Raw genomic sequence first — 23,226 nt, forward strand, 5'->3', positions numbered from 1 at the left:
TAATATCTGGTTGATTGACTGTCTTTTTTAAGACGGTCTTATTTTTTATGATCATCGGACAGTATCCTCGTCAAACTGTGGACAATAGCCGCCATCATTTTCTGGACATTAATGAATAGCAGTAACAATTAGTGTGCCCGGCATATGAGAAAGAGATTCAAACGCCTTGTCTGAGGGTACTGTCATGTTGTGCGAAAAGTTTCTTTTTACCACAGTTTTACGCATCCAATAACCGCCTTTTGTATATACTATGTATATACTATGGGAAGCGAAGGTGATATAATCATGTTGCACTGGAATCAAAAAAATGAGCAGAATGGAGGCATTCATGTGACAACCAAGGTCCAAAAGTGGGGAAACAGCCTAGCTGTTCGGATACCGAGCAACATCGCAGAAAGCACAGGTATCGAGAGAGGGACTGAACTGGTGTTGGAGGTAAAGGATCAATATATTGTTTTAAAAAAGAAAGAAGCAACACCAACTCTTGATGAACTCCTTTCCAAAATTACTCCGGACAATCGTCATGATGAGGTTTTCATGGGGCAAGAAGGGGATGAATTGCTGTAATGCCTTATTTGCCGGATCGTGGCGATCTCGTTTTTCTGGATTTTACTCCCCAGAAAGGACATGAACAGGCGGGACAGCGCCCAGCTATTGTCTTGTCATCCGAAGCTTTTAATAAGGCAACACATTTTGCCATCGTATGTCCGATAACTTCGCACATCAAAGGTTATCCATTCGAGGTGATTTTGCCGGATGATTTACACATTCATGGAGCGATACTAGCTGATCAGGTCAAGAGCTTAGACTGGCATGCTCGAAATTTTCAGTTTAAAGAGAAAGCACCCGAAAGCGTGTTGAATTCCTGTCTCACGTTAATCCATACAATCTTGTATACATAATGGAACTTTTCAAAAATGATTATTCCGTTAGCTCATAATCATCAATCATTGTCTGTGTCGTTGAAATGCCGGTTGAAATAGTTCCGCACCGCCTTAAGTTCAGAGTGAATCGCCCCTAAGCACGGAAGAATCATTCCGTACGCAAGGATTATCGGTGAAGGGCATAAAATCGGCTGAGTGTCGATATATTTTCGCGAAGGGCGATATAATCGGCTGAGCGTCGATATATTTTCGCGAAGGGCGATATAATCCACTGAGTGTCGATATATTCTTGCGAGGGGCGATATAATCCGCTGAACCTAGTGAAGTGGGAGAATTGCCCTAATCCAGAAATTATCGACCTTAGATACAAAAAAATGATTTTCAAAAATAATATATTCTACAGTTTATCCTATTTGCATGAGTTAAAGGGATAGTCATTTTTTCAAATTAAGCTTGATTACCATTTCCTTTATAAGCATTGTTTAAAAAAGTCCGGGAGTCTTGAATGATCAAGGTTCCGGGCTTTTTTGAATCGAGTACGGCGATCGTTCATGGTCTGCTAGCTATAATTGGAAATGTACAGCCATGAAACCGCCTGAATGATATCCAGTAAGTGTTATAATGGCTTCAGTTACTCTATGGGGAGATTCAGAGATGAAAAATAATCAATTTGCGCGGCTGGCAGTCGATCATGAGACGGTGAACAAAGAGTTACAACGGATTCATTTTATTGATGACCAAGTCCGTAGCGCAAGAACCGCTGCCGATACATACCGTTTGCTGTTACGAAAGGCTTTTTTGAAAGTCAGGACAGACAGTGAATTTGAGATGAAACTTAAAAACTACTTAGCGACGCCCGAAATGGATCTAAGAGATTACTTAGTTACCGGTCAGCCTATTACGCCGAAAGTCTTTTATTTGGTTGCCCTGCAGCTATTCAATTTCCTGGCTGATGTTGACTATGAGATTGATGATCCGCTGGCAGCAACGAAGAGAATGCAGTTACCTGTGACTTCGGGCGTGGGTATCTGGGACAAAGATCAGTTACTGGATGCCTGGTACCTGCTGCTGACAACCCACACGAAGGACGGTCAGACCTTCCTTGATCAGCTGACGAATCAGGGCTATTTTGTCCCGTTCTACGATTTGCCGTTCAGTGAGAAGCCGCTATTTTTTAATGGCAAAGCCCAAGCTGTTTTTGATACAACAAAACTGATTCGCGACGTCGTCTATGTGGAGTCGTCCGTTGATTCCGATCATGACGGCACACGTGATTTACTCAAAGTTGAGATTGTCCGCCCGGTGGATACTGAAAAAGGGTTAAAGGTACCCGTCCTCTATACAGCGAGTCCCTACAATCAGGGGATCAACGATGAAGCTGGGGAGAAGGCGACGCATAACGTTAATGTGCCGCTCGCGGAAAAGCAGCCCAATGATCTGAACTACGAGGACATTGCCTGGCATGACGGTGGAACGGTGCTGCCGGATCCCAGGCCGATTTCCGGGGAAACGAAACAAGCTACCGAAACGTTCAGCCGTGAGCTTTCCTATACCTTAAACGATTATTTCCTGGCGCGCGGATTTGCGGCCATCTACTCTGCCGGCATTGGCACCCTGGATTCTGACGGGATTCAAACCTGCGGCGATCCGCAGCAGACTGAAGCAACGGTCGACGTCATTGAATGGCTGAACGGCAAACGGCGGGCCTTCACTAACAGGACGGACAACATCGCCATCACTGCCTGGTGGTGTAATGGATCGGTTGGCATGACCGGACGCTCCTACCTCGGCACTCTCGCTACGGCCGCTGCCACGACTGGGGTTGAAGGATTAAAGACGATCATTTCTGAAGCGGCCATTTCATCTTGGTATGATTACTACCGTGACGGCGGCCTGACCATTGCTCCCGGCGGTTTTCCCGGCGAAGACGCCGACGTTCTGGCCATTGAAACGCTGAGCCGGATGAAGTCCGCCGCTGATTATCAGCTTCACATCAATGACTTTTTCGCTGGACAAATGAAACAAATGGCGCGTGACATGGATCGTGAATCGGGAAACTACAACACCTTCTGGGATGCCCGTAATTACCGAAAAGCGATTAAAAACATCAAATGCGATGTACTGATGATTCACGGCCTGAACGACTGGAACGTCAAGCCGCGTCAGGTGGAGAAGCTTTGGGAGGGATTACGTGATGTACCGGTCACCAAAAAGATCATCCTGCACCAGGGACAACACATCTACATCAATGCCTTCCGTTCCATCGATTACACGGACATGATCAACCTCTGGATCAGTCATGAACTTTACGGCATTGAAAACGGAGCTGAGGAAATCTTACCGAACGTGATTGTCCAGGACAATGTGATCCCGGAAACGTGGACGGCTTATCAGGACTGGTCCGAGCCGGATTTGCCCAGGACGGCCTATAACCTGACACCGGGAGAACTGGTTATGACTCCGGTCAGTCATGAGATAATGTCGTTCAAAGACAATCTTCCGGAAGATGTCTTTGAACGCTATGCGGCCCATATTGATCAGTGGGAACACGATATCCTGACCAATCAGAAGAGTGAGCTTTCCGAAAACCGGCTGTTGTTCCAATCCCGACCGCTGGACGAAGACAGGATCATCGACGGCCATGCGCGGGTCCATGTTAAGGTGGCCGTGAACCGCCCACTCGGGATGCTGAGTTTCCAACTGGTCGACTATGGTGAAACCAAACGCTTTAATGTCTCTCCATCCGCGATTCATGGAATGGACCTGGCTTACCGCTGGCGCGAAGATCGTCTCCGCGAATTCACTTTGGCCAAGTTTGCGACGCCATTCAAGATGATTACGAAGGGCCATATCAACTTGCAGAACCGGGAAAATCCCTGGAAGGTCAACGAATTGAAGCCTGAACAATTTTATGATGTCATGATTGAACTTCAGCCCACGTTCCACAAGTTAGTGGCTGGTCATCGGCTGGGACTCGTTGTTTACGCCACCGATTTTGGGATGACGGTGCGCGGCAATCAAGATCTGCGCTACTCGCTGGACCTTGGTGGCTGTCATCTGGAGGTACCATTTAAATAAGCCTTTTCCGTAATAATCCCTTTAAGGGGAATAAAAAAATTTACAGTCCACCCGGTTTTTAACGACAAAACTGGAATTCGATTAAAGAAGGTTTTTTACAATGTCAAAAACAAATCAAACAAGCTGTACCGCAGTACTCGTAGGGAAGGATGCTTCCTTTGACGGCTCAACGATGATTGCCCGTAATGAAGACGCGCACGGGGCGATTAATCCAAAGAGGTTCACAGCGGTGAAGGCTGAAGACCATCCGAGCAAGTATGTTTCAAAGGTTAATGAATTCACAATCGATTTGCCGGACAACCCGCTGCGCCATACTTTCACGCCAAGCGCTGATGAATCTGAGGGTGTCTGGGGCGAATCAGGGATCAATACGTCCAATGTGGCGATGAGCGCGACGGAAACCGAGTTCACCAATCCTCATGTGCTGGGTCTTGACCCTCTGGTTAAAGAAGGCATTGGCGAAGAAGCCATGGAATCCGTTGTTCTGCCCTACATCCATTCTGCACGTGAAGGCGTGGAGCGTCTCGGTAAAATTATTGAAAAATACGGGACTTTTGAAAGCAACGGCATCGCTTTCTCCGACGCGGATGAGGTCTGGTATTTTGAGACGGTCGGCGGCCATCACTGGGCGGCCCAAAGGATTCCCGATGATGCGTATGCGATCGCGCCTAACCAGACAGGCATTCAGAACATCGATTTTTCAAAGCCGGATGAATTCATGTGGGCGACCGATCTGCGGGAATTCGCTGAAAAGAATCATTTAAATCCGAGCAAAACAGAGTTTAACTTCAGAAACATTTTTGGGACGCATACCGAGGCGGACCGGCACTATAACACGCCGCGTGCCTGGTATGGGCAGAAATATCTCAATCCCGAAATGGAGCAGGATCCGATGAGCGATGAAATCCCGTTCATTCAGCGAGCCGATCATAAAATAAGCATTGAAGATATCCAATATATTCTGAGCTCGCATTATCAGGGAACGCCCTATGATTTGTTCGGGAATGGGACGGAAGAGGAGAAGCATCGATTTCGTCCGATTGGCATCGACCGAAATCAGGAATTCCATATTCTTCAGATTCGCAATGATGTCCCGGCCGAGTATGCGGCCATTCACTGGCTGACCTTCGGCGTCAACCTCTATAGCGCGCAGGTACCGTTTTATGCGAACGTAAACGACACTCCTGAAAATTATAAAAATACGACGAACACGGTCGATCTGAACAGTGCCTATTGGCTGAACAAAACGATTGCCGCACTAGCGGAGCCGCATTATCACCAGGTGATCAATGAAGTCAATACTTTTAAGGATGATGCGCAAAGCTATGCCTGCGGCCGGGTTGCAGCCATAGACTCATTAGCTGCGGAACTTTCTGGCAGTGACCTCATAGATTTTCTGACCAGACAAAATGAAACAACAGCTGCTGAAGTGACAAAGCGTACTTATGCCTTGTTTGACAGCCTGGTCAAGCATGCGAACAACCATATGCAACTCACTTTTGACAAGGGCCAGAATCTGTAAACAATAAAAAATACGCGCTGTGTGGGCTGTTGGGTCGATTTTAGAAATTGTCCCAACAGTCTTTTTTTACAGGATGAATACAAAAACGGGTAAAATGCAAAAGATTGTCAGTGATGTAGGATTTTCGTTATTTGAGGGAAACAACGCGATACGCTGAGCATTAAAAAAATCGAGGGGCGATTAATTTTGCTTGAATGAAGGTATTTGCAGCGTTTCTTTAAGCTCTTTTCAGGGACCTGATGTCTGCTTCCTGTTCCAGCGATCGCAAGGCCAGTGCTTCTAAAATTTTATCCTGTTTGGCCTGAACCTGAGAAAATAAGGTCAGTTGCTCAGAGTTTCTGACAACCTGTGCTGTGATTGTACTTAATTTGTTATTGGTTTCCTCTCTGAATCCAGTTAACTGCAGTTCCATCCTGTCCATACGATTTTCCAAAGTGTTTGAACGGCTTTCAAAATGACTTTCCAAGGCATTTAAATGGTTTTCAAAATGATCTTCCAAAGCGCTTGAACGGCTTTCAAAATGATTTTCCAGGGCATTTAAATGGTTTTCAAAATGATTTTCCAAGCCATTTAGACGGTTTTCAAATTGTTTCTCCAAAGCGTTTGAACGGCTTTCAAATTGTTCCGCCAAGGTGTTCAAACGGTTATCAAAATGACTCATACGTACGTCCAGTCCATCGAGCTTGTCAACAATTTGTTTTAAAAGGTCGTCGTTCACCCGTTTCAACTCCGATCATTGATTTAATTACATTTTACCCGAATGAAACAGACTTGGGAATAATTAAGTGGGACGACGCAGGTGAAATTTCATAATAGAATACCGCCTTGCTTCTTATTTTCTGAAAAAGTTGAAAAGACACCCAGCATGGATGCCTTTTTTCACGATTATAATAGTGATGCGGGTCAGCCGCAAATCTCTCGGATCAGTAACAGAAAGCCGTACCCACAATAATCAGGAGAATAAACAGAACAACGATCAAAGCGAATCCGCTGCCGTAACCTGCGCCGCCGACAGCTCCTCCATCACAAGGAGTTCCCATACAGAACACCTCCCCACCTTCGAATAATCCATTATATGTTTGGTCAGAGAAAGTGGTATAGGTATGTGCGGTGATGTGAATTAAAAAAGAAGGGCATAGCCCTCCTTCTTCTTACTCAGATCAGTGTGACGATGAAATTCCCGAAAGCGCGGCCTCTGCCTCATTGCTGTACCGGTTTTCTGTCGCCAGATCCCCCAAAGCGACGATTCCGACCACCCGGCCGTTGTCCACAACCGGGAGACGACGAATCTGATGGTCGGACATCAGTTGTGCCGCCTCGTGAACGTCCATCTCAGGTGTTCCTGAGATCATGCTGTTACTAGTCATACATTCATCGACGCGCACCTTGTCGTCATCTTTGCCCTTGGCAGTCGAACGCAAGGTGATATCCCGGTCGGTGATGATTCCTTCCAGACGGCCGTTATCGACAACCGGAATTGAGCCAATATTATGCTTGCTCATGAGCTCTGCAGCTTCTTTGAGTGTCTGATCCGGCGAACAGCATACAACGTCACTTGACATGACTTCCTTAAGTGTTTGAACCATTGAAAGATCTCCCCTTTCGACCTTTAAGTTACCCTGATCAGCGAAAATCATAAAAGCGAAAGGGAGGAATATTATGGAGTGCCTTTTGACACTCAAAGCACGATCCGGGACAGCCTCTCGCCTGATCTGCTAAAATAAAGAAAGAATCAACGGGGAGGGATAAGAAATGGCTGAAAAGAAAGTGCTGATGATCACAAAAACCGTTTGCCCATACTGTGAACGCGCCAAAGTTGTCCTTAACGAAGCGCTCCAGGGAAAATATAATGATCAGATTGAATTTTTTGTGCGTGAAGACGACGAAGCGCGTTTCGCTGAATTGCAGAAGAAATACCAGTTCATGACCGTGCCTACATTTATTGATAAAGAATCAGGCTCAGTCTTAAGCGACTCGCAGGAACCGACGATCACAGCTTTCATGAAACAGGCAATTGGCGCGTGAATTTAATGGTTAGGCTTTGCTAAACTTCACTGTTGTTTGCCGCTTCAGGTGTTCGTTGATCCCGCAGAATCTCGCACACTTTCCGCTCGAATCAACGGAGTGGCAAAATCATTATTGAATTGAAACAGAGCCAAAGGTTAAGTAAGGAATACGGGGACCGCGAAATTTTGTCGGTCCCTGTTTTGCAACGTAGGAAAATTTGTCGTCTCAGCAGATGATGCGTCATTTAACTTCCCGCTGATGCTGATGGCCGTGTCAAAAAATGATCTGTGGCTCTCTGTCTGATAAACGAATGGGCACAAGCGGAAGATCAAGCCGGAGATTTCTAAGTTCCGATAAAATCACCTGAGTTCCGATATATTTTGCTGAGTTCCGATAAAATCGCGTGAGTTCTGATATATTTCTCTGAGTTCCGATAAATCTGTCTGAGTTCTGATTTGTTTTCAGTTTTTTTTCAGAATGGGAAGGTACAATAAAAATTTGGATTAGGATTTACATAAACGGACTTTCATAATCATAAAAAGTTCGGTAGGATTATTATTGTTCTTGTATCTGACAACAGAACTGAAGGAGACAATTGGATGAGTACTCTATCTTGGATCATTGATGTTTTTCTCCATATTGACAAGCTTCTGATTCAAATTGTGAATCAATATGGCGCTTGGACTTATGGTCTTCTGTTCCTCGTGATTTTTATCGAAACAGGTCTGGTCATTTGCCCGTTTCTGCCTGGTGATTCGCTGCTATTTGCGGCAGGGGCCATTGCGGCTCACAATAGCTCGGGCATTAACTTGTTATTGCTGATTATTCTGATCGTTATTGCGGCTGTTCTGGGGGACACGGTGAATTACTGGATTGGTCGCGAAATTGGCCAGAGCTTGGAGAAACATCGGATTTTCAGCAAATTGATCAATAAAGAAAAAATGGGCAGGGCAGAGGCATTCTTTAATAAATACGGCGGATTTGCGGTTTTCCTCGGACGGTTTGTACCCTTTATCCGAACTTTTATACCGTTCATTGCCGGCGGCAGCAGAATGCGTTATCCTTTTTTCTTCCTGTATAACGTATTGGGCGGCACGGCCTGGACACTCGTGGGATTACTGGCAGGCTTTTTCTTCGGACGGATTCCTGTGATCCAAAATCATTTTTCTGTAATTATGTTGCTGATTATCTTTATTTCAGTCATCCCCATTTTGATCGTCTGGTTCAATCACACCTTTTTCAAAAAAAATGCGGATTGAATCCTCAGGTTTTCGCTGAGTAAATACTGGAGATCTTTATTTTATTATGTTATTTATTAAATTTTGCCTGGCATCACAGCGATTATGGTTGTGATGCCTTTTCTATGGCTATGTTTAAATTCAATGTTGCCGTTGATTGGGAGCGGAAGGGGCGAGACTCCTGCCGGATCGCCCGCGGAAAGCGAGCGAGTGGAGCGAAAAACAATAGAAAAAGTTTAACAAAGCCTTTCTCTATAATTAATATTCCTCTGGCATGGTTCAATGAGCAATCAGGCGACGGCTGCCTGATCCTCGAAAGAAAAATGGCTGAATTAAGTATAAAAGCCTGCAGAATTTTACACTCTGCAGGCTTTTGTAATTAATATGATTTTCAGAAAATCCAGAGTTTACGCGCCGAAAAACCACTTGAAGAAAAGTGCGGCACAGGCGGCGCCGATAAAAGGCGCGATGCCTGGTACGATGATTCCGTACTGCCAGTCATTATCCGCTTTACCTCCTGGAATAGGAAGAATCGCGTGCGCGATTCGCGGCCCCATGTCACGGGCGAGGTTCATCGCAAATCCTGTCGGACCGCCCATACCCATACCAATGCACCAGACAAGCAGGCCGACCGCAATCGGAACAATGCCCGGTGTGTGAACTGCAGAAATTGAAAGAATGGCGAGAATAAAAATAAACGTATCAATAAATTCGACGAAGAAGTTGCGCGGCAAATTGCGCACATTCGGATTGGTGGAAAAAATATTTCTGATTTTTACTCTGTCAATATCGACAGACGCTTTAAACTGATCCGCATAGGCAATATACACAACGATGGCTCCGAATACGCCTCCGAGCACTTCCGCGACACTCATAGGAATAACACTTGACCATGGAATATTGCCTAAAATCGCCTGTGCGACGACCATCGCAGGGTTGATGCACACATTACCAAAAATAAAGAGCGATACCGTGATGCCGAACCCCCAGGTCGTTATAGCGAAAATATGACCGGACCCCTGGTATTTGGATGTTTTCAGTACCTCGCAGCAGTGCACGCCGACACCAAAAATGATCATAAGCGCCGTTCCCAGGAATTCCGCGACTAATTGGTGCATTTCTCTAATTTCCCCCTGAATATTATTTTGACAGAAAAAGTATATCGGCAATGCGAGGGGGAGTCTTTTCCATTTTACCGATGAATTTTATCCGTTTTTAAGAGAATACGCTTTCAAAATGCATACTTCTTGACTTATATTATTTGAATGACCCAAATGTTGTAAATTGCTGAATGATAGCGCTTCATATCGCATCCTGTAACAACATCGTCACACAGCCAAATTCATTTTTTTGTTATACTCCATCTTGTGGGTTTTCCAATTTGACGAAGGACCCCGAAAAGAAAGTATGACTAATCGATATCAATAGAGGAGCCAACGCCGTGCGTAACATTTTTTTTACCTTAACATCTCTGGGTCAGGAAGAAAACGGACTGAATGAAACGCACGTTACATTGCTGATTCCCATTCAAGGGAATGTTGGGGTCATTACGGCGGACAGCAGGAAGATGGTGACCTGCTCGCAAATGTGCCTGCTTCCCGTCCATCACGCTTATGCTGTCTGCTCTTCAGGTTCAAACGAGAGCCTTGTTATTGAAATGCCCGAAGGCTTTGCCGATCTTTATATAAAAGACATTATGGATGAAAGAGAAGGCTTCGTCCTTGAAATAGACACCCTTCTCCAGCCTGTCAAGGATCTATTAATTCACGAAGTGATCCAGCATAACCATGAAGAATCCGAACTTCTTTTGAGTTATTTGCTCAGGAAAATGGCGGCGAATCCGGAGAGTCCGTCGCTTCGTTTCATACGGAAGCATTACGCTGAAAAAATTGATATCAAAGCACTTGCTGAAATGGAACATTATACGCCTTCCTATTACTGCGGCTGGTTCAAGAGAAAGACGCGGATGACGCCGCTCGAATATATTCATTTTTTGCGGATCCACCGGGCTAAGGAGCTTCTGCGCGATTCAAAGTTGAGCGTCCTGACTATTTCTTATCAGCTCGGCTATGAATACAATGCTTCATTTACGAAGATGTTTAAAAAATATGAGCGGCTTTCGCCTTCAGAATATCGCGCAGCACTGCAATCCTAACAGCATGTCCCGAGTTTTCAATGGCATCAGGTACACGGCCGGGACGGTGTGTGATAAACTAGTCTCCAGAAGAGAATTTCCGATATTCTGACTGATTAATGGGGGCTTTTTGAAATGATCACGACCAAACTTCCGGTCCGTTTTGTTGACTGCGATGCCATGGGGCATGTCAACAACGCGGTTTATTACACTTATTTTGAAGAGGGAAAACGCGAAATTTTCCGCTGGTTTACACCCAGCATGGATCTCGGCGATTGGAAAGTCATTGTGGCGTCCACTCACTGCGACTATATTCATGAAATCAATTACGATGAGATGATTACTGTCTACACATGGATCAGCACGATCTCACATTCGAGTTTTGACGTGGAACACGCGATTGCCGATGAGCACGGAAATTGGCACGCGCGTGGACGGGTGACACTGATTGGATACAATTATAAAACCAAAGAAGTCGAACCGCTCACTGATGAAATCAAAGCCATTCTGAGACAGCATCAGGACGGCCCTGAAAATGTGCCGGAGCTGCGCCAGATCCGGGGCGTCGGTGAAACGGCAAGGTGAAGAATAAAACAAGGCGGAGCATCTTAAGGGATGCTCCGCCTTGTTTTATCATAAAACCGGGGACAGCAGGCGGGAAATTGATTCCTTGAATTTAATCATCAGCGGCCTTTTTTCATAATCCTCCATGGTCAGTTCTTTTGAAAGCCTGATGTCCTCCTTGAATATGTCGGCGAGTCGTCTGGCTGTCTGCTGATGATAAATGAAAGCATTGACTTCAAAATTCAGGCCGAAGCTGCGAAAATCAAGGTTTGATGTCCCTACGGTAGCCAGACGCTTATCGACAACCACCGTTTTCGCGTGCAGGAAACCGTTCTGATAAAGGTAGACGCGCGCGCCAGCTTCAAGCAGTAACCCTATATTGGAAAATGTAGCCCAGTAAACAAACGGATGATCCGGTTTACTTGGAATCATGATCCGGACATCAACATGTGACAGTGACGCGATGGAAATCGCGTTGAGCAGGCTTTCATCGGGAATCAGATAGGGGGTCTGAATGTATACGTGTTTTTTGGCAGACAGAATCATCTTGATAAACGCGTTTTTAATCTGCTCCCATTTCTTGTCCGGTCCACTCGAGACAATCTGAATGCCGACTTCGCCATAATGGACGGACTGATCGAGCGTATAATAGTCATGAAAGGGCACCTGTTCGCCCGATGCCTGATTCCAGTCCAGCAGGAAACGAGACTGGATACTGTTGACCGCTTCGCCGACGATGCGCAGGTGGGTGTCGCGCCAGTACCCGAATCTTTCATTGAGGCCAAGGTATTCGTCGCCGACATTAAATCCACCGACATAGCCCGTGACACCGTCAATCACCACAAGCTTGCGGTGATTCCGGTAATTGATCCGCAGATTAAGGAGCGGAAGGCGGCCAGGAAAGAACGTCTGAAATTTTCCGCCGGCCTGAACCAGCAGCCGGACGAGTTTTTTTGAGAGCCGGCGGGAACCTTCGTCATCGACAAGCAGCCGGACGACAACCCCTTCTTCCGCTTTCTTTGCAAGTGCGTCAATGATCTCATGTCCGAGAAAATCGCTCCGGAAAATATAGTATTCAATATGAATGTGGTGCTTCGCCGCCCGTATATCCTCAAGCAGCCGGTGAAATTTTTCTTCTCCGTCCGTATATATGTCGAGACTGTTGTTCAGGGTGAGCGGGGCTTCATCATTATTCAGATTCATATAAATAAGTCCATGATACTCTTTGAGTATAGGTTCAGAAAAAGGGGACTCTTGATTAGCGATTTCCAGCATCTGTTTGCCGACCAGTTCTTTCGTGCGCTCGTGGACGTTATGATCCCACTTGAAGATTTTTCTGCGGCTAAGATTTTGACCGAAAATAAGATATAAAATAAAGCCGATGATCGGCAAAAAATTAAGGATCATCAGCCATGCCCAGGTTGAACTGACACTTTTCCGTTCAAGAAATACAACGGTTGCTCCGAGAAAAATATTAGAAATAATAATGAAAGCCAGTAATATCGAAGTAATGCCCATGGTGTACACATCCTTTCAGAGGCACCGGATCATGCTGTTAAAATTATACCTCTAAAACAGATCAGCGTACCAGCCGGCCATTTGCTGCAAAGTTTAAGACATGTATAAGTGTAAAAAATCGGAACCGATGTTTTCTTTGATTCGTCAATCTATGGCACGTTATAATAATAGAAAGCGGACTGAAAAACTTGGAAGTCTGTCGCGGGAAAGGGCGTGGCTGGAGGACATGATGAAAAAGCATTCAAACATCATTTTTTGGACTATTGAATTTCTTGCACTTGCGCTGCTCATTTTTATCCTGACAAAAATATCTTTTATTTTTATTCCCTTTGTCACCTTGATTACAACCCTCTTTTTTCCGGTTATTGTGGCAGGTTTTCTGTTCTTTCTGCTCAGTCCGTTTGTCGATGTGCTGCAAAGGTTCAGAATACCGAAAGTGCTCGGAATTTTACTGATTTATATCCTGCTTGCCGGTCTGATTGTCCTTGTTGTCGTTTCTGTGGGACCGCCGCTTGGCAATCAGGTGAAGGCGCTCTTCGCGCAGCTGCCGGACTATATCAGCAACTGGCGGAGAAGCTTCGATCAGCTGGCGTCCAGCCGCGGCTTTAAATGGCTGCTCCACCAGAATTATTATTCCATCGATCAGATTCAGAAAACACTCCTAAATATGGTGAAAAGTTATACCAGTAACGCAAGCTCGGGCGTATCAACCTTTTTCGGAGTCATTGTCAATGTGACGCTGACCGTTGTCACCGTTCCCTTTATCCTTTTTTACATGCTGAAGGACGGTAGCAAGCTTCCGGAAGCGGTGACACGGTTCTTTCCACATCAGTATCACTCGGAAGTGAACCATATCCTGGTGGATCTGAGCTCAACGCTGTCATCCTATATTCACGGCCTGATTATTGTGGCGACTTTCGTCGGTGTGACATCGAGTATGGGTTTTGCGATCATCGGGCTTCCTTACAGCCTGCTGCTCGGGCTGATCGTCGGCGTCACCAATATTATCCCGTACATGGGGCCGATCATCGGCGCAGTACCTGCGCTCATCGTCGCACTCATGGATTCCCCGACAAAAGCACTGCTTGTACTGGCGGTGATTGTCATCGTACAGCAGCTCGACGGCCATTTGATCTCGCCGCTGGTCATGGGCAAAAGGCTGAACACACATCCGCTGACCATTATTTTTCTATTGCTAGTGGCGGGAAAGTGGATCGGTCCGGTTGGGATGATTCTTGCCGTGCCTTCCTATGCGATGATCAAAACGATCATCATGCACGTTATCCGCCTGATCCGTCTGAGAAAGAAAAGCAAGGATGACAGCCTGATTAAAGATTAGGGATTATTCTGTTGTATCACGAATCCGCTGAGTCAGTGACGTGAATTGTTTGAGTGCCGGATTACCGTTCTTTTTTAAGTGGGCCATGGACAGCACTGCATGGAGCGGATGGCCTTCGATCTCCCGGTAGACGACTTCGAGATTGAACAGCTTTTCGGCGGTTGCGGGGACGACGCCGATACCGATGCCTGCAGAGACAAGCCCGACCACCATCTGGTATTCGGTCGCTTCCTGGACGATTTTTGGTGTAAAGTCAACGTTCTGAAAAAGCGAAAGAAATTCATCATACAAGCCTGGCCATATTTCACGAGAGACGACAATAAACGGCTTGTCCCGCAAATCCTCAATCCGGATTTTATCCTGACGCGCCAGCGGATCGTTTTTCGAAAGTGAAAGTGCTGCGAATCCCCGCTTTGCAGGTACCGTCTCAATGAGTGAACTGCTGACGGGAGGGTGGAGCAGACCGACATCAATCCGGCCGCCGATCAGCGCGCTGACTTGCGCCGGGGTCGACATTTCATGAAGGATGACGGCAACATTGGGAAAAACCCGCCGGTATTCTCTGATGAATTGGGGCAAAATATCATATGTTGCCGAACCGACAAATCCGATGACCAGGCGACCGAATTCACCGCGCTGGGCGCGTTGGGCGGTTTCGACGGCCTGGTCAATTTGAGCAATCACCTGTCTTGCTTCAGTCAGAAAAAATTCTCCCGCTGTCGTCAGCTCGACATGGCGCTTGTTGCGTTTGAAGAGTATCACGCCCATTTCCTCTTCGAGTTGCTGAATCTGTTTGCTTAGAGGCGGCTGGGTCATCTGAAGACGCTCGGCCGCTCGCCCAAAATGCAATTCTTCTGCTACTGTGATGAAATAGATCAAATGACGAAGTTCCATCCAGTCTCTCTCCTCCTGATTTTACCTAAACTAAATTATATTTGTTTCCGTTTTCAAATTCAATTAATATTTATCGTGTATTACATGACGTTCAATAATATATTTCACACTGAAAGATCTCTGCTGTAAAATAAATATAACAACAGAACTGAATGACATGAGCATCTGGATGCGCTGCCCGAAGTCGAAAATGCTTGTCCGGAGCAGGTTTTTCGGCGGTTAGGCCGCTCAAAATCCAGTCCTGCTTTTATTGATAATTCCAAAAGGAGTGAAAAAAATGAGTCGTATTGAGAAGGAATCTGAAGAAAAAGTGCTCTCGACCGGTGCGGAACTCGTTGTTGACTGTCTGATCAAGCAGGGTGTAAAGTACATCTTCGGAATCCCTGGCGCGAAAATCGACGCAATCTATGATGTTCTTAAAGACCGCGGTCCGGAACTGATTGTCTGCCGGCATGAACAGAATGCGGCGTTCATGGCCGCTGCTGTCGGAAGAATTACATGTAAACCGGGTGTTGTTCTGGTGACATCGGGCCCCGGCGCTTCAAATCTTGCAACCGGAATGGTCACCGCTAATGTTGAAAATGATCCGATTGTCGCGCTTGCAGGCGCGGTACCGCGTGCCGACAGGCTCAAACGTACCCATCAGTCAATGGATAACGCGGCGCTTTTTCAGCCGATCACAAAATTCAGCGCTGAAGTCGTTGACCCGAAAAACGTCGCAGAAGTCGTGACGAATGCCTTCCGTGCTGCGGAATCCACCCAGGCCGGTGCGGCGATTGTCAGCTTTCCGCAGGATGTGCTGGTTTCGAAGACTTCAGTCAGCGCACTTGGGCCTCTTGAAAGCCCGAAACTCGGCACTGCGTCGGAAGCGGCTGTCGATGAAGCGGTCGAAGCTTTGCGGAACGCGAAGATGCCGGTCATTCTGGCCGGCATGCGCGCCAATCGCTTCTCAGTCGTTTCCGCAGTCCGCTCACTGCTTAGAAAAATTTCATTCCCGGTCGTGGAAACATTCCAGGCCGCCGGTTTGATTCCGCGCGATATGGAGGAACATTTCTTCGGCCGAATCGGCCTGTTCCGGAATCAGCCGGGCGATCTTCTTCTTGAGAAGGCGGATGTGATCCTAACCATTGGATATGACGCCGTCGAATATGATCCGAAGTTCTGGAATAATGCGGGCAATCGCAAGATCATCCATCTGGACGAAGTGCGCGCGGATATCGACCAATATTATCAGCCGTCGATTGAGCTGGTTGGTGATATTGAGGCGACTGTAGGCAAAATCAAAGAAAAGCTGGCGGGTCTGAATATTACACCGGATAACCTTGATTTTCTTGATAAAATGAGAAAGAGACTCGATTCACGCGATGAGCCGCCGAAGGAAACCAAGGGGAATCTGGTTCATCCGCTCAGTCTGATCCATACTCTGCGTCATTTGCTCAGTGACGATACTACGGTAACCTGCGACGTTGGCTCACACTACATTTGGATGGCACGTCACTTCCGCTCTTATGAGCCGAAGACATTGCTTTTCAGCAACGGCATGCAGACGCTGGGTGTTGCTCTTCCATGGGCAATGGCTGCCAGTCTCGTCCACAACCATGCGAAAACCGTATCCATGTCCGGTGACGGCGGTTTCCTGTTCTCGGCGATGGAGCTTGAAACTGCTGTTCGCCTCAAACTGCCGATTGTTCACATCGTATGGAGAGACGGATCCTATGACATGGTCGCCTTTCAGCAGAAGATGAAATATAACCGCACATCCGGTGTCGATTTTGGCAAAATTGATATCGTAAAATATGCGGAAGCCTTCGGAGCAAAGGGTTTACGCGTCAATCATCCGGATGAACTGGAAGCAGTTTTGCGTGAAGCAATGGCCGTCAAGGACGGCCCGGTGATTGTCGATGTGCCGGTTGATTACAGCGATAACATTGAACTAGGCAAGAGCCTGATCCCGAACCAGTTGAACTGACCGATAATAATAAAAAGAATGGAAATACGGCAACTGAACCGAAATGAAGCAAGTACAGACAGGAACTGGATCGGTTTTGGAAACAGCAAGCTATTAAATAAACCGCTGCTCCGCAGTAAGAGGTTTTTACTTATAGGAAGGAGATCTTTTTAAGATGGCATTTGATGCAAATAAGGGTAAGGATACAGGAGCGGTCTTTCAGCTCTCGACGATGACCTCGCTTCTGGCGGGTGTGTATGACGGCGCGATGAATTTTGATCAGATTAAGGAGCATGGTGATTTTGGTATCGGCACCTTTGATCATCTCGATGGAGAAATGATTGGATTCGATAATCAGTTTTATCAGCTGTGCAGTGATGGAACAGCCACGCCTCTGACAAGCGAGGATCTGACACCATTTTGCTCGCTGACTTACTTCCAGCCTCAGATTACAAAGACGTTTCATGAGCCGCTTGATAAGGCGTCTTTTGAGAAAGAATTGCACAAACTGGTTCCAAGCGACAATCTCTTCTATGCCTACAGGATCGACGGAGTGTTCAAAGAAGTCAGCACAAGGACGGTCGCTTATCAGGAGAAGCCGATTCCGATGACTGAAGCGGTTAAAACTCAGCCTGTTTTCCATTTTGAAAACAAAAAGGGAACGATTGTCGGTTTCTGGACGCCTGCATTCGCGCAGGGCATTGCGGTTGCCGGTTTCCATTTCCATTTTATTGATGAAGACCGTACGGGCGGGGGACATGTGCTCGACTATGTCCTCGATCACGGGACATTGCAGATCGACCAAAAAACACATCAAAGCCTTTATACACCTGAAACAGATGCCTTTCTGAAAGCCGATCTGTCGCGTGGCGATCTCGAAAAGGAAATTAAAGTTACTGAGGGCTGACACTGAAAAAAACGTGGCAAAAAAGGAGCTGCCTTAAAGCCAAAGATCGGCTTACGGGCAGTTCTTTTTGTGTTTTTTACCTAAAGAAAAGGTGTCAAAATACTCCCATATTGCTCCTTAATAAGGGGCGCTAGCCCTATTATGAATGTATAGCAATTCCCTCATCTACGTGTCCGGCATCGCCGGACTATTTTTTTTTGAGACAAAAATACGGAGTCCCACCGAATCGCAGTAAATTTGCACCCAAATTTTAATCACTCACATTGAATCAAGAATAAAATGGACCGGGAGTTTGAAATTTGTGCAGATCAAGATAAATTCCGCCCCAAACGCAGCTAATGACATGGCTTACCGGCCGGATTCGGGGCTTTACCAGCCGTGATCGCAAATTTACCAGCCGGATTCGGGGCTTTACCAGCCGTGATCGCAAATTTACCAGCCAGATTCGATATTTTACCAGCCGACAGCTAAAATGCTGTATCTTTTCGCTAAATCACAAATTTTGCAATTCATCTTTGACGCATCACAGCTTAGTTGACGATTTCATCTAAATCAAAAAAAGCTGGACTTTTTTCGCCCAACTTTTCTTACGAATTAGAGAGAAGACGAGAGTATCGTGTAAATTCCGATGGCGATCAGCAGAAGAGAGGCTGTAAATTCGGAAATATGGCCGAGGGGCGTGCGGAGACTTTTCAGTCCGAGCCACTGACCGGCAGCGATGGACAAATAGGAAAGCAGGCTCACAAATACGGCGACCCAGACCGGTTCCATTCCACTTACTCCTGCCCCGAAAGCGGCCCCCATCGCGTTAAATGACAGAGCAAAGCTCAACCACAGAACTTCACGGAAGGTAATCAGATTATTATGATCCTTATCAACTGTGTCCGCGTCGGGAATCGTTTTTGACGCCTGTTTCCGATTCCTCAGTGTCTCAAATAATGTCCAGATTCCGATCAGGAGAATCAGAGCGCCGCCGCATAAACCTGTAAAAGCCTGCGGTATCGAATAACCGATCAGCCGTCCGGTCATCAGAGCGATATAAGAAACGACGAGCGCGATCAGGGCGATAAAAATATTAGCTGCGCGCGTGATCTGCTTTTCATGAGTTCCGTAGGTCAGGCCGACGGCAAAGTTGTCAATGCTTGAAGCGCATCCGATCAGTAAAATAATGAGCCAATGCATCTTGTTTCATCCTTCCTGTTTGAAGTATATGATGAGTTAATGGCTTTGAAAGACCCGGCTGAAAGGTATTGTATGTTAAAATGGGGAAGTGGTTCATGGACGGCACGGTCTCTGCCGTAGGAACAAACGCCCCGTCCATCGAAACAAGGAATGAACCGAAGCGTGAGAGAGGCCCTGCACTTTGGCTTACTCTGAAGAAAATGGGTGATTAAGTGAAAGATCTTCTTCATTTTCGTGAACGGTTTGACGGCACGGCTTATTATTATTTAAAGTACAGAGGACAGTACAGCAGCGAATTAATTAAAACGATTGCCGAAATTTGCGGGCTTGACGGGAAGGGGAGGCTGCTCGATCTCGGGTGCGGGACAGGCAAACTGACCTTTCCAATGGCCAATTACTTTGAGGAAGCGGTCGGCATCGATATCAGTTCGGATATGCTTCAGTCGGCGCAAAGCCAGACGGAGCTTCTGAATGCGAAAAAAATGAAGTGGGTCAGAATGGCTTCGGAGAATCTTGATCCCTCCCTTGGAACTTTCCGGCTGATCACGTCGGGGGATGCTTTCCACTGGATGGATCGTGAGAAGGTGCTGCAGCTCTGCTACGATCGTCTCGTCGAGGGCGGAGCGATTGCTTTGGTCGGACAGGGACATATGCTGGGTGACCGGTCACTGCCCTGGCAGAAAGCAGTTCAACGTGTGATCGACCGTTACTTCGGGCACTCCGCTGACGGAAATTTCGGGGCACCGCACGAAGTGCTGATCAGACAGTCGTCGTTCCAGAGTATGACAACGGGTAAGATTCATTCGGTCAGAAAGCGGGATATTCAATCAATCATCGGTTATCTCTACTCGACGTCAACCTGCAATAAAGCTCAGCTTGCGGGCCGGTCGCTGCAATTCGAGCGTGAGCTCCATGACACTCTCCAATCGGTTGATGCAGCCGGGATCTTTGAAGAGCCGGTCACAGATTACTACATCATTGCCTTTAAAAAGTGACTTTTCCCCTATATATTCGCCGAACCCCTTTTTCAAGTATAATGAGGGTATAAGTAGTAAACTGCCCCACAGGAGGATATTCCGCATGAATAATCATGACATTGATTACAAAATTGAAGGTCAGGAAATGCAGTTCGTCGAAGTGGAGCTTGATCCCGGAGAGACGATCGTCGCCGAAGCCGGCAGCTTCATGATGATGGATGACGGCATTGGCATGGAAACGATTTTCGGGGACGGAAGCGGCGAGAGTGGTGGCCTGATGGGCAAACTGTTTGGCGCCGGAAAAAGACTGCTGACAGGCGAAAGTTTGTTTATGACTGCTTTTACCAATCAGGCTTCAGGGAAAAAGCATGTTTCATTTGCAGCTCCATATCCTGGCAAGATTATTCCTCTTGATCTGAGTGTGCTTGGCGGTCGGATGATCTGCCAGAAAGACGCTTTTTTGTGTGCGGCGAAAGGGGTCTCGATCGGCATTGAATTCCAGAAAAAGCTCGGCACCGGTTTTTTCGGGGGTGAAGGGTTCATCATGCAGAAGCTCGAGGGCGACGGACTCGCCTTTGTCCATGCTGGCGGTATGATTAAAGAATTGGAACTGACGGCCGGTGAAACCTTAAGGATTGATACCGGCTGTCTTGTCGCCATGACAAGCAGCGTGGATTACGATATTGAATTTGTAAAGGGTATTAAAACGGCTCTGTTCGGCGGCGAAGGGCTCTTCTTCGCCACTCTGCGCGGTCCTGGAAAAGTGCTTGTGCAGTCTCTGCCGTTCAGCCGTCTTGCGAGCCGTGTCTTTAGTGCGATGCCGGGGAATCCAGTCGGCAGACGTCAGGATGAAGGCAGTATCACCGGAGGACTTTTCGATTTGTTTGACGGGAGATAAATATTGGAACAGACTGGCCGGTGCATACCGGCCTTTTTTCAAAAGATAAGAAAGTATAGAATGATCGATGGACTCAATCTGCTGAATATACATTCGGACTCAGACGCGGAGGTGCGAGACTCCTGCGGGACAGCGAGCCAAGTGAGACCCCACAGTGAGGGAACCGAACGAGGAGGCTCACGGATCGCCCGCGGCAAGCGAGCAACCGAAGCGTCGCCGGAAGAAGGCAAAACAATGCGTATCACGGGTTTTTAGGACTGGGCGTTTTTTGCCCAGTTTTTCTTTCATGGACTTTAGTCCGTTGAGTACGCGTAGCGTGCGAAACATAAAACCCCCCGCTATGCGGGGGGAGTACCAAGACCGTTATACAAAAAGCTCTTCCCTTCGCTAGAATATAGGTGTTCAGGCTATATTGCTAAAAGAAGGGAAGAGCAGAATGGCTAATCAAACAAACAGTTTAGCCCATACAAAGTGGTTGTGCAAATACCATATCGTATTCACACCGAAGTATAGACGAAAAATCATCTACAATCAATATCGGGCAAGTATTCAGGAGATCATCCGACACCTTTGCCGATACAAAGGTGTCGAAATCCTTGAGGGACACATGATGCCCGATCATATTCACCTGCTTTTAAGCATACCACCCAAGATGAGTGTGTCCAGTTTCATGGGCTATCTCAAAGGTAAAAGTGCTTTGATGATGTTTGACAAGCATGCAAACTTGAAGTACAAATTCGGGAATCGACATTTTTGGGCCGAAGGATACTACGTCAGTACTGTGCGACTCAATGAAGCAACGATTCGGAAGTATATTCAGGATCAAGAGAAACACGATATCGCACTGGATAAATTAAGCGTTCGGGAATATGAGGACCCCTTTAGAGGTCGCTGAGCAGTACAAACACCCATTTATGGGTCAGCAAAAGAGGCAAAGGCAATAGGGCCTGAACAAAGTGAAGGCCGGCGCCTTGAGACGCTGGCCGGTAATAAAGGCTTATAGCCTTAGAGCAAACCACCCTTTTGAAGGGCGGTTTTGATTATGGTTCATAGGAGTGTTCGAGTAGCTTTGATTTTTAATCTTCTCAAGGAACAGTTAAAATAGAAGCAATGGAGCAGGATCATTCAGAAGCGGAGTTGTATTCAACGATGGAAAATCAGGAAGATAAATTAAAGAAAGAAAACCACGGCAACGGATCGGACAAGAAAAGTTTTCAGCTGGTTTTCTGGCTGCTTGCCGCTAAAATCGGTTTTATACTCATCTTGGCAGGCCTTGCCGTCTGGCTGATTTATTCCGTGCATTCGGCCGGTGACAGGAATCAGGCAGCTGTCCGGTTCGGAAAAGTGCTGGGCAGTGGTTTTACTGAAACGGGTGACAGACTATGGATTGCTTCAGAATCGGGAATCGTCTCCTATCGTGGTGGAAGCTGGAAGAAAGAAATGGCGGCCCAAATACCTGCCGGCACCCAGATTGTACCGGTGAAAAACGGCTATCTCCAATTTGAGGGCAACGGAACGGCTGAGGAAAAGAATGATAATGGGAAGCTGATCCGCTCAATCTCCCTTTCGAAAAAATGGATCGGGGGTATCTGGGGAGCGGATGCTTCAGCGCATGCGTTTTATCATGTGAGCACGGATGGCGGAAATCTCATGCTGAACTACTCGGTTGACGGTGGAAAAAATTGGAGCACGTCAACTCTAAAGGCTGTGAAGGGAAACGTCCTCATGCTTGCGGTATACCCGGAGAAAGCGAATGTCTTTGCGATTGCGACAACAAAGGGACTGTTTGTGACACAGGATGGCGGCGCGCATTTTCAAGGTTATCTTAATGACCAAGCGGTCAGCTCTGTTTCTTTTGGGAGTGGTCCGAATCTGTCACTTTTAGCCGGAACGTATGGGAGTGACACAGCGCTCTACACGATTTTGCCCGCGCATCAAAAAACGATTAATCTTGAGATGGGGACGGTCGAAGGCGATCGCCTGGTCCAGATCTCCCAGAGCCTGAAGCATGCAGGGGAGGCTGCTGTCCTGACAGAAAGCGGGGACGTCTATCTGACCCGTAACAGCGGCGAGAATTGGATCATTCTCGCACAAAACGGGCGCGGCCTGTCCGGGGCAAAATAACAGGGAAAAAGT

General features: G+C 46.9%; 24 protein-coding genes. 17 read left to right on the top strand and 7 right to left on the bottom strand.

Translation table 11 applies throughout. The features are described 5' to 3' along the window. Positions 1 to 285: 285 nt before the first annotated feature. From E4665_RS12365 to E4665_RS12380, 4 genes are all read left to right on the top strand, one after another. Positions 286 to 567: an AbrB/MazE/SpoVT family DNA-binding domain-containing protein gene (locus tag E4665_RS12365; RefSeq protein ID WP_174845489.1), complete on the top strand. Its 282-nt coding sequence runs from the start codon at positions 286 to 288 to the stop codon at positions 565 to 567. Next, on the top strand, positions 567 to 902 hold the full coding sequence (locus E4665_RS12370; protein ID WP_135349108.1) for a type II toxin-antitoxin system PemK/MazF family toxin: 336 nt from the start codon (positions 567 to 569) through the stop codon (positions 900 to 902). The genes E4665_RS12365 and E4665_RS12370 overlap by 1 nt, the downstream gene beginning before the upstream one ends. Positions 903 to 1,538: 636 nt before the next feature. After that, positions 1,539 to 3,962, top strand: a complete 2,424-nt coding sequence (locus E4665_RS12375) for a Xaa-Pro dipeptidyl-peptidase (RefSeq protein WP_135349109.1) — start codon at positions 1,539 to 1,541, stop codon at positions 3,960 to 3,962. Between the two features lie 100 nt (positions 3,963 to 4,062). After that, the gene (locus E4665_RS12380) at positions 4,063 to 5,484 is read left to right on the top strand and encodes a C69 family dipeptidase (RefSeq protein ID WP_135349110.1); all 1,422 of its coding nucleotides are present in this window, start codon (positions 4,063 to 4,065) and stop codon (positions 5,482 to 5,484) included. A 217-nt stretch (positions 5,485 to 5,701) separates the two neighbouring features. Here E4665_RS12380 and E4665_RS12385 read toward each other — a convergent pair whose 3' ends face one another. The 3 genes from E4665_RS12385 to E4665_RS12395 all read right to left on the bottom strand — a co-directional run bounded on the left by E4665_RS12385 (position 5,702) and on the right by E4665_RS12395 (position 7,070). Continuing rightward, on the bottom strand, positions 5,702 to 6,202 hold the full coding sequence (locus tag E4665_RS12385) for a hypothetical protein (protein ID WP_135349111.1): 501 nt from the start codon (positions 6,200 to 6,202) through the stop codon (positions 5,702 to 5,704). Between the two features lie 205 nt (positions 6,203 to 6,407). Next, on the bottom strand, positions 6,408 to 6,524 hold the full coding sequence (locus E4665_RS12390; protein ID WP_135349112.1) for a YjcZ family sporulation protein: 117 nt from the start codon (positions 6,522 to 6,524) through the stop codon (positions 6,408 to 6,410). Between the two features lie 120 nt (positions 6,525 to 6,644). Then, the gene (locus E4665_RS12395) at positions 6,645 to 7,070 is read right to left on the bottom strand and encodes a CBS domain-containing protein (protein ID WP_135349113.1); all 426 of its coding nucleotides are present in this window, start codon (positions 7,068 to 7,070) and stop codon (positions 6,645 to 6,647) included. Between the two features lie 166 nt (positions 7,071 to 7,236). Here E4665_RS12395 and E4665_RS12400 point away from each other — a divergent pair, with 166 nt between their 5' ends. From E4665_RS12400 to E4665_RS12410, 3 genes are all read left to right on the top strand, one after another. Then, entirely contained in the window at positions 7,237 to 7,509 is a 273-nt protein-coding gene (locus tag E4665_RS12400) for a glutaredoxin family protein (protein WP_135349114.1), read from the top strand. Between the two features lie 581 nt (positions 7,510 to 8,090). Further along, positions 8,091 to 8,750, top strand: coding sequence for a VTT domain-containing protein (locus E4665_RS12405; RefSeq protein WP_135349115.1), 660 nt, complete (start codon positions 8,091 to 8,093; stop codon positions 8,748 to 8,750). Positions 8,751 to 8,854: 104 nt separating this feature from the next. Then, a complete protein-coding gene (locus E4665_RS12410; RefSeq protein WP_135349116.1) occupies positions 8,855 to 9,112 on the top strand; it encodes a hypothetical protein in 258 nt (85 codons plus the stop codon). A gap of 24 nt (positions 9,113 to 9,136) precedes the next feature. Here E4665_RS12410 and larD read toward each other — a convergent pair whose 3' ends face one another. Next, complete coding sequence (gene larD, locus E4665_RS12415) at positions 9,137 to 9,847, bottom strand: D/L-lactic acid transporter LarD (protein ID WP_135349117.1); 711 nt, start codon at positions 9,845 to 9,847, stop codon at positions 9,137 to 9,139. A gap of 323 nt (positions 9,848 to 10,170) precedes the next feature. Here larD and E4665_RS12420 point away from each other — a divergent pair, with 323 nt between their 5' ends. Further along, positions 10,171 to 10,884, top strand: coding sequence for a helix-turn-helix transcriptional regulator (locus tag E4665_RS12420; protein WP_241654845.1), 714 nt, complete (start codon positions 10,171 to 10,173; stop codon positions 10,882 to 10,884). Between the two features lie 114 nt (positions 10,885 to 10,998). Then, positions 10,999 to 11,448, top strand: a complete 450-nt coding sequence (locus E4665_RS12425; protein WP_135349118.1) for an acyl-CoA thioesterase — start codon at positions 10,999 to 11,001, stop codon at positions 11,446 to 11,448. A gap of 48 nt (positions 11,449 to 11,496) precedes the next feature. Here the strand turns inward: E4665_RS12425 and cls are convergent, their stop codons facing one another. Beyond that, positions 11,497 to 12,945: a cardiolipin synthase gene (gene cls / locus E4665_RS12430; protein WP_135349119.1), complete on the bottom strand. Its 1,449-nt coding sequence runs from the start codon at positions 12,943 to 12,945 to the stop codon at positions 11,497 to 11,499. A gap of 226 nt (positions 12,946 to 13,171) precedes the next feature. Between cls and E4665_RS12435 the strand changes: the two genes are divergently transcribed. Beyond that, a complete protein-coding gene (locus E4665_RS12435; protein WP_135349188.1) occupies positions 13,172 to 14,284 on the top strand; it encodes an AI-2E family transporter in 1,113 nt (370 codons plus the stop codon). Between the two features lie 3 nt (positions 14,285 to 14,287). Here E4665_RS12435 and alsR read toward each other — a convergent pair whose 3' ends face one another. Beyond that, a complete protein-coding gene (gene alsR, locus E4665_RS12440; RefSeq protein WP_135349120.1) occupies positions 14,288 to 15,178 on the bottom strand; it encodes an acetoin biosynthesis transcriptional regulator AlsR in 891 nt (296 codons plus the stop codon). A gap of 277 nt (positions 15,179 to 15,455) precedes the next feature. Between alsR and alsS the strand changes: the two genes are divergently transcribed. Beyond that, positions 15,456 to 17,147 carry an acetolactate synthase AlsS gene (gene alsS / locus E4665_RS12445; RefSeq protein ID WP_135349121.1) on the top strand — a complete coding sequence of 564 codons (1,692 nt, stop codon included), beginning with the start codon at positions 15,456 to 15,458 and terminating at the stop codon, positions 17,145 to 17,147. A gap of 154 nt (positions 17,148 to 17,301) precedes the next feature. After that, positions 17,302 to 18,033 carry an acetolactate decarboxylase gene (gene budA, locus E4665_RS12450; RefSeq protein ID WP_135349122.1) on the top strand — a complete coding sequence of 244 codons (732 nt, stop codon included), beginning with the start codon at positions 17,302 to 17,304 and terminating at the stop codon, positions 18,031 to 18,033. 594 nt (positions 18,034 to 18,627) lie between these two features. Here the strand turns inward: budA and E4665_RS12455 are convergent. After that, a complete protein-coding gene (locus E4665_RS12455) occupies positions 18,628 to 19,215 on the bottom strand; it encodes a manganese efflux pump MntP (RefSeq protein WP_135349123.1) in 588 nt (195 codons plus the stop codon). Between the two features lie 212 nt (positions 19,216 to 19,427). On the opposite strand from E4665_RS12455, the gene E4665_RS12460 reads away from it, so the two are divergent. The 5 genes from E4665_RS12460 (at position 19,428) to E4665_RS12480 (ending at position 23,214) form a co-directional block, all read left to right on the top strand. After that, positions 19,428 to 20,210: a class I SAM-dependent methyltransferase gene (locus E4665_RS12460; RefSeq protein WP_135349124.1), complete on the top strand. Its 783-nt coding sequence runs from the start codon at positions 19,428 to 19,430 to the stop codon at positions 20,208 to 20,210. A gap of 85 nt (positions 20,211 to 20,295) precedes the next feature. Then, a complete protein-coding gene (locus tag E4665_RS12465) occupies positions 20,296 to 21,090 on the top strand; it encodes a TIGR00266 family protein (protein WP_135349125.1) in 795 nt (264 codons plus the stop codon). A 3-nt stretch (positions 21,091 to 21,093) separates the two neighbouring features. Next, the gene (locus tag E4665_RS12470) at positions 21,094 to 21,345 is read left to right on the top strand and encodes a hypothetical protein (protein WP_135349126.1); all 252 of its coding nucleotides are present in this window, start codon (positions 21,094 to 21,096) and stop codon (positions 21,343 to 21,345) included. A gap of 181 nt (positions 21,346 to 21,526) precedes the next feature. Next, entirely contained in the window at positions 21,527 to 21,985 is a 459-nt protein-coding gene (tnpA, locus tag E4665_RS12475) for an IS200/IS605 family transposase (protein ID WP_135349127.1), read from the top strand. Between the two features lie 254 nt (positions 21,986 to 22,239). After that, positions 22,240 to 23,214, top strand: coding sequence for a beta propeller repeat protein (locus tag E4665_RS12480; RefSeq protein WP_135349128.1), 975 nt, complete (start codon positions 22,240 to 22,242; stop codon positions 23,212 to 23,214). Positions 23,215 to 23,226 lie beyond the last annotated feature (12 nt).

The organism is Sporolactobacillus shoreae (assembly GCF_004684935.1).
GTDB lineage: Bacteria > Bacillota > Bacilli > Bacillales > Sporolactobacillaceae > Sporolactobacillus > Sporolactobacillus shoreae.

Excerpts from the sequence above, each read along its gene's own strand:
- E4665_RS12375 (WP_135349109.1), top strand. The coding sequence starts at position 1,539 with ATGAAAAATAATCAATTTGCGCGGCTGGCAGTCGATCATGAGACGGTG.
- E4665_RS12400 (WP_135349114.1), top strand. The coding sequence starts at position 7,237 with ATGGCTGAAAAGAAAGTGCTGATGATCACAAAAACCGTTTGCCCATAC.
- E4665_RS12365 (WP_174845489.1), top strand. The coding sequence starts at position 286 with ATGTTGCACTGGAATCAAAAAAATGAGCAGAATGGAGGCATTCATGTG.
- E4665_RS12380 (WP_135349110.1), top strand. The coding sequence starts at position 4,063 with ATGTCAAAAACAAATCAAACAAGCTGTACCGCAGTACTCGTAGGGAAG.
- E4665_RS12435 (WP_135349188.1), top strand. The coding sequence starts at position 13,172 with ATGATGAAAAAGCATTCAAACATCATTTTTTGGACTATTGAATTTCTT.
- E4665_RS12410 (WP_135349116.1), top strand. The coding sequence starts at position 8,855 with ATGGCTATGTTTAAATTCAATGTTGCCGTTGATTGGGAGCGGAAGGGG.
- larD (WP_135349117.1), bottom strand. The coding sequence starts at position 9,847 with ATGCACCAATTAGTCGCGGAATTCCTGGGAACGGCGCTTATGATCATT.
- alsS (WP_135349121.1), top strand. The coding sequence starts at position 15,456 with ATGAGTCGTATTGAGAAGGAATCTGAAGAAAAAGTGCTCTCGACCGGT.
- E4665_RS12390 (WP_135349112.1), bottom strand. The coding sequence starts at position 6,524 with ATGGGAACTCCTTGTGATGGAGGAGCTGTCGGCGGCGCAGGTTACGGC.
- E4665_RS12370 (WP_135349108.1), top strand. The coding sequence starts at position 567 with ATGCCTTATTTGCCGGATCGTGGCGATCTCGTTTTTCTGGATTTTACT.
- budA (WP_135349122.1), top strand. The coding sequence starts at position 17,302 with ATGGCATTTGATGCAAATAAGGGTAAGGATACAGGAGCGGTCTTTCAG.
- E4665_RS12480 (WP_135349128.1), top strand. The coding sequence starts at position 22,240 with ATGGAAAATCAGGAAGATAAATTAAAGAAAGAAAACCACGGCAACGGA.
- E4665_RS12465 (WP_135349125.1), top strand. The coding sequence starts at position 20,296 with ATGAATAATCATGACATTGATTACAAAATTGAAGGTCAGGAAATGCAG.
- E4665_RS12455 (WP_135349123.1), bottom strand. The coding sequence starts at position 19,215 with ATGCATTGGCTCATTATTTTACTGATCGGATGCGCTTCAAGCATTGAC.
- cls (WP_135349119.1), bottom strand. The coding sequence starts at position 12,945 with ATGGGCATTACTTCGATATTACTGGCTTTCATTATTATTTCTAATATT.
- tnpA (WP_135349127.1), top strand. The coding sequence starts at position 21,527 with ATGGCTAATCAAACAAACAGTTTAGCCCATACAAAGTGGTTGTGCAAA.
- E4665_RS12405 (WP_135349115.1), top strand. The coding sequence starts at position 8,091 with ATGAGTACTCTATCTTGGATCATTGATGTTTTTCTCCATATTGACAAG.
- E4665_RS12395 (WP_135349113.1), bottom strand. The coding sequence starts at position 7,070 with ATGGTTCAAACACTTAAGGAAGTCATGTCAAGTGACGTTGTATGCTGT.
- alsR (WP_135349120.1), bottom strand. The coding sequence starts at position 15,178 with ATGGAACTTCGTCATTTGATCTATTTCATCACAGTAGCAGAAGAATTG.
- E4665_RS12425 (WP_135349118.1), top strand. The coding sequence starts at position 10,999 with ATGATCACGACCAAACTTCCGGTCCGTTTTGTTGACTGCGATGCCATG.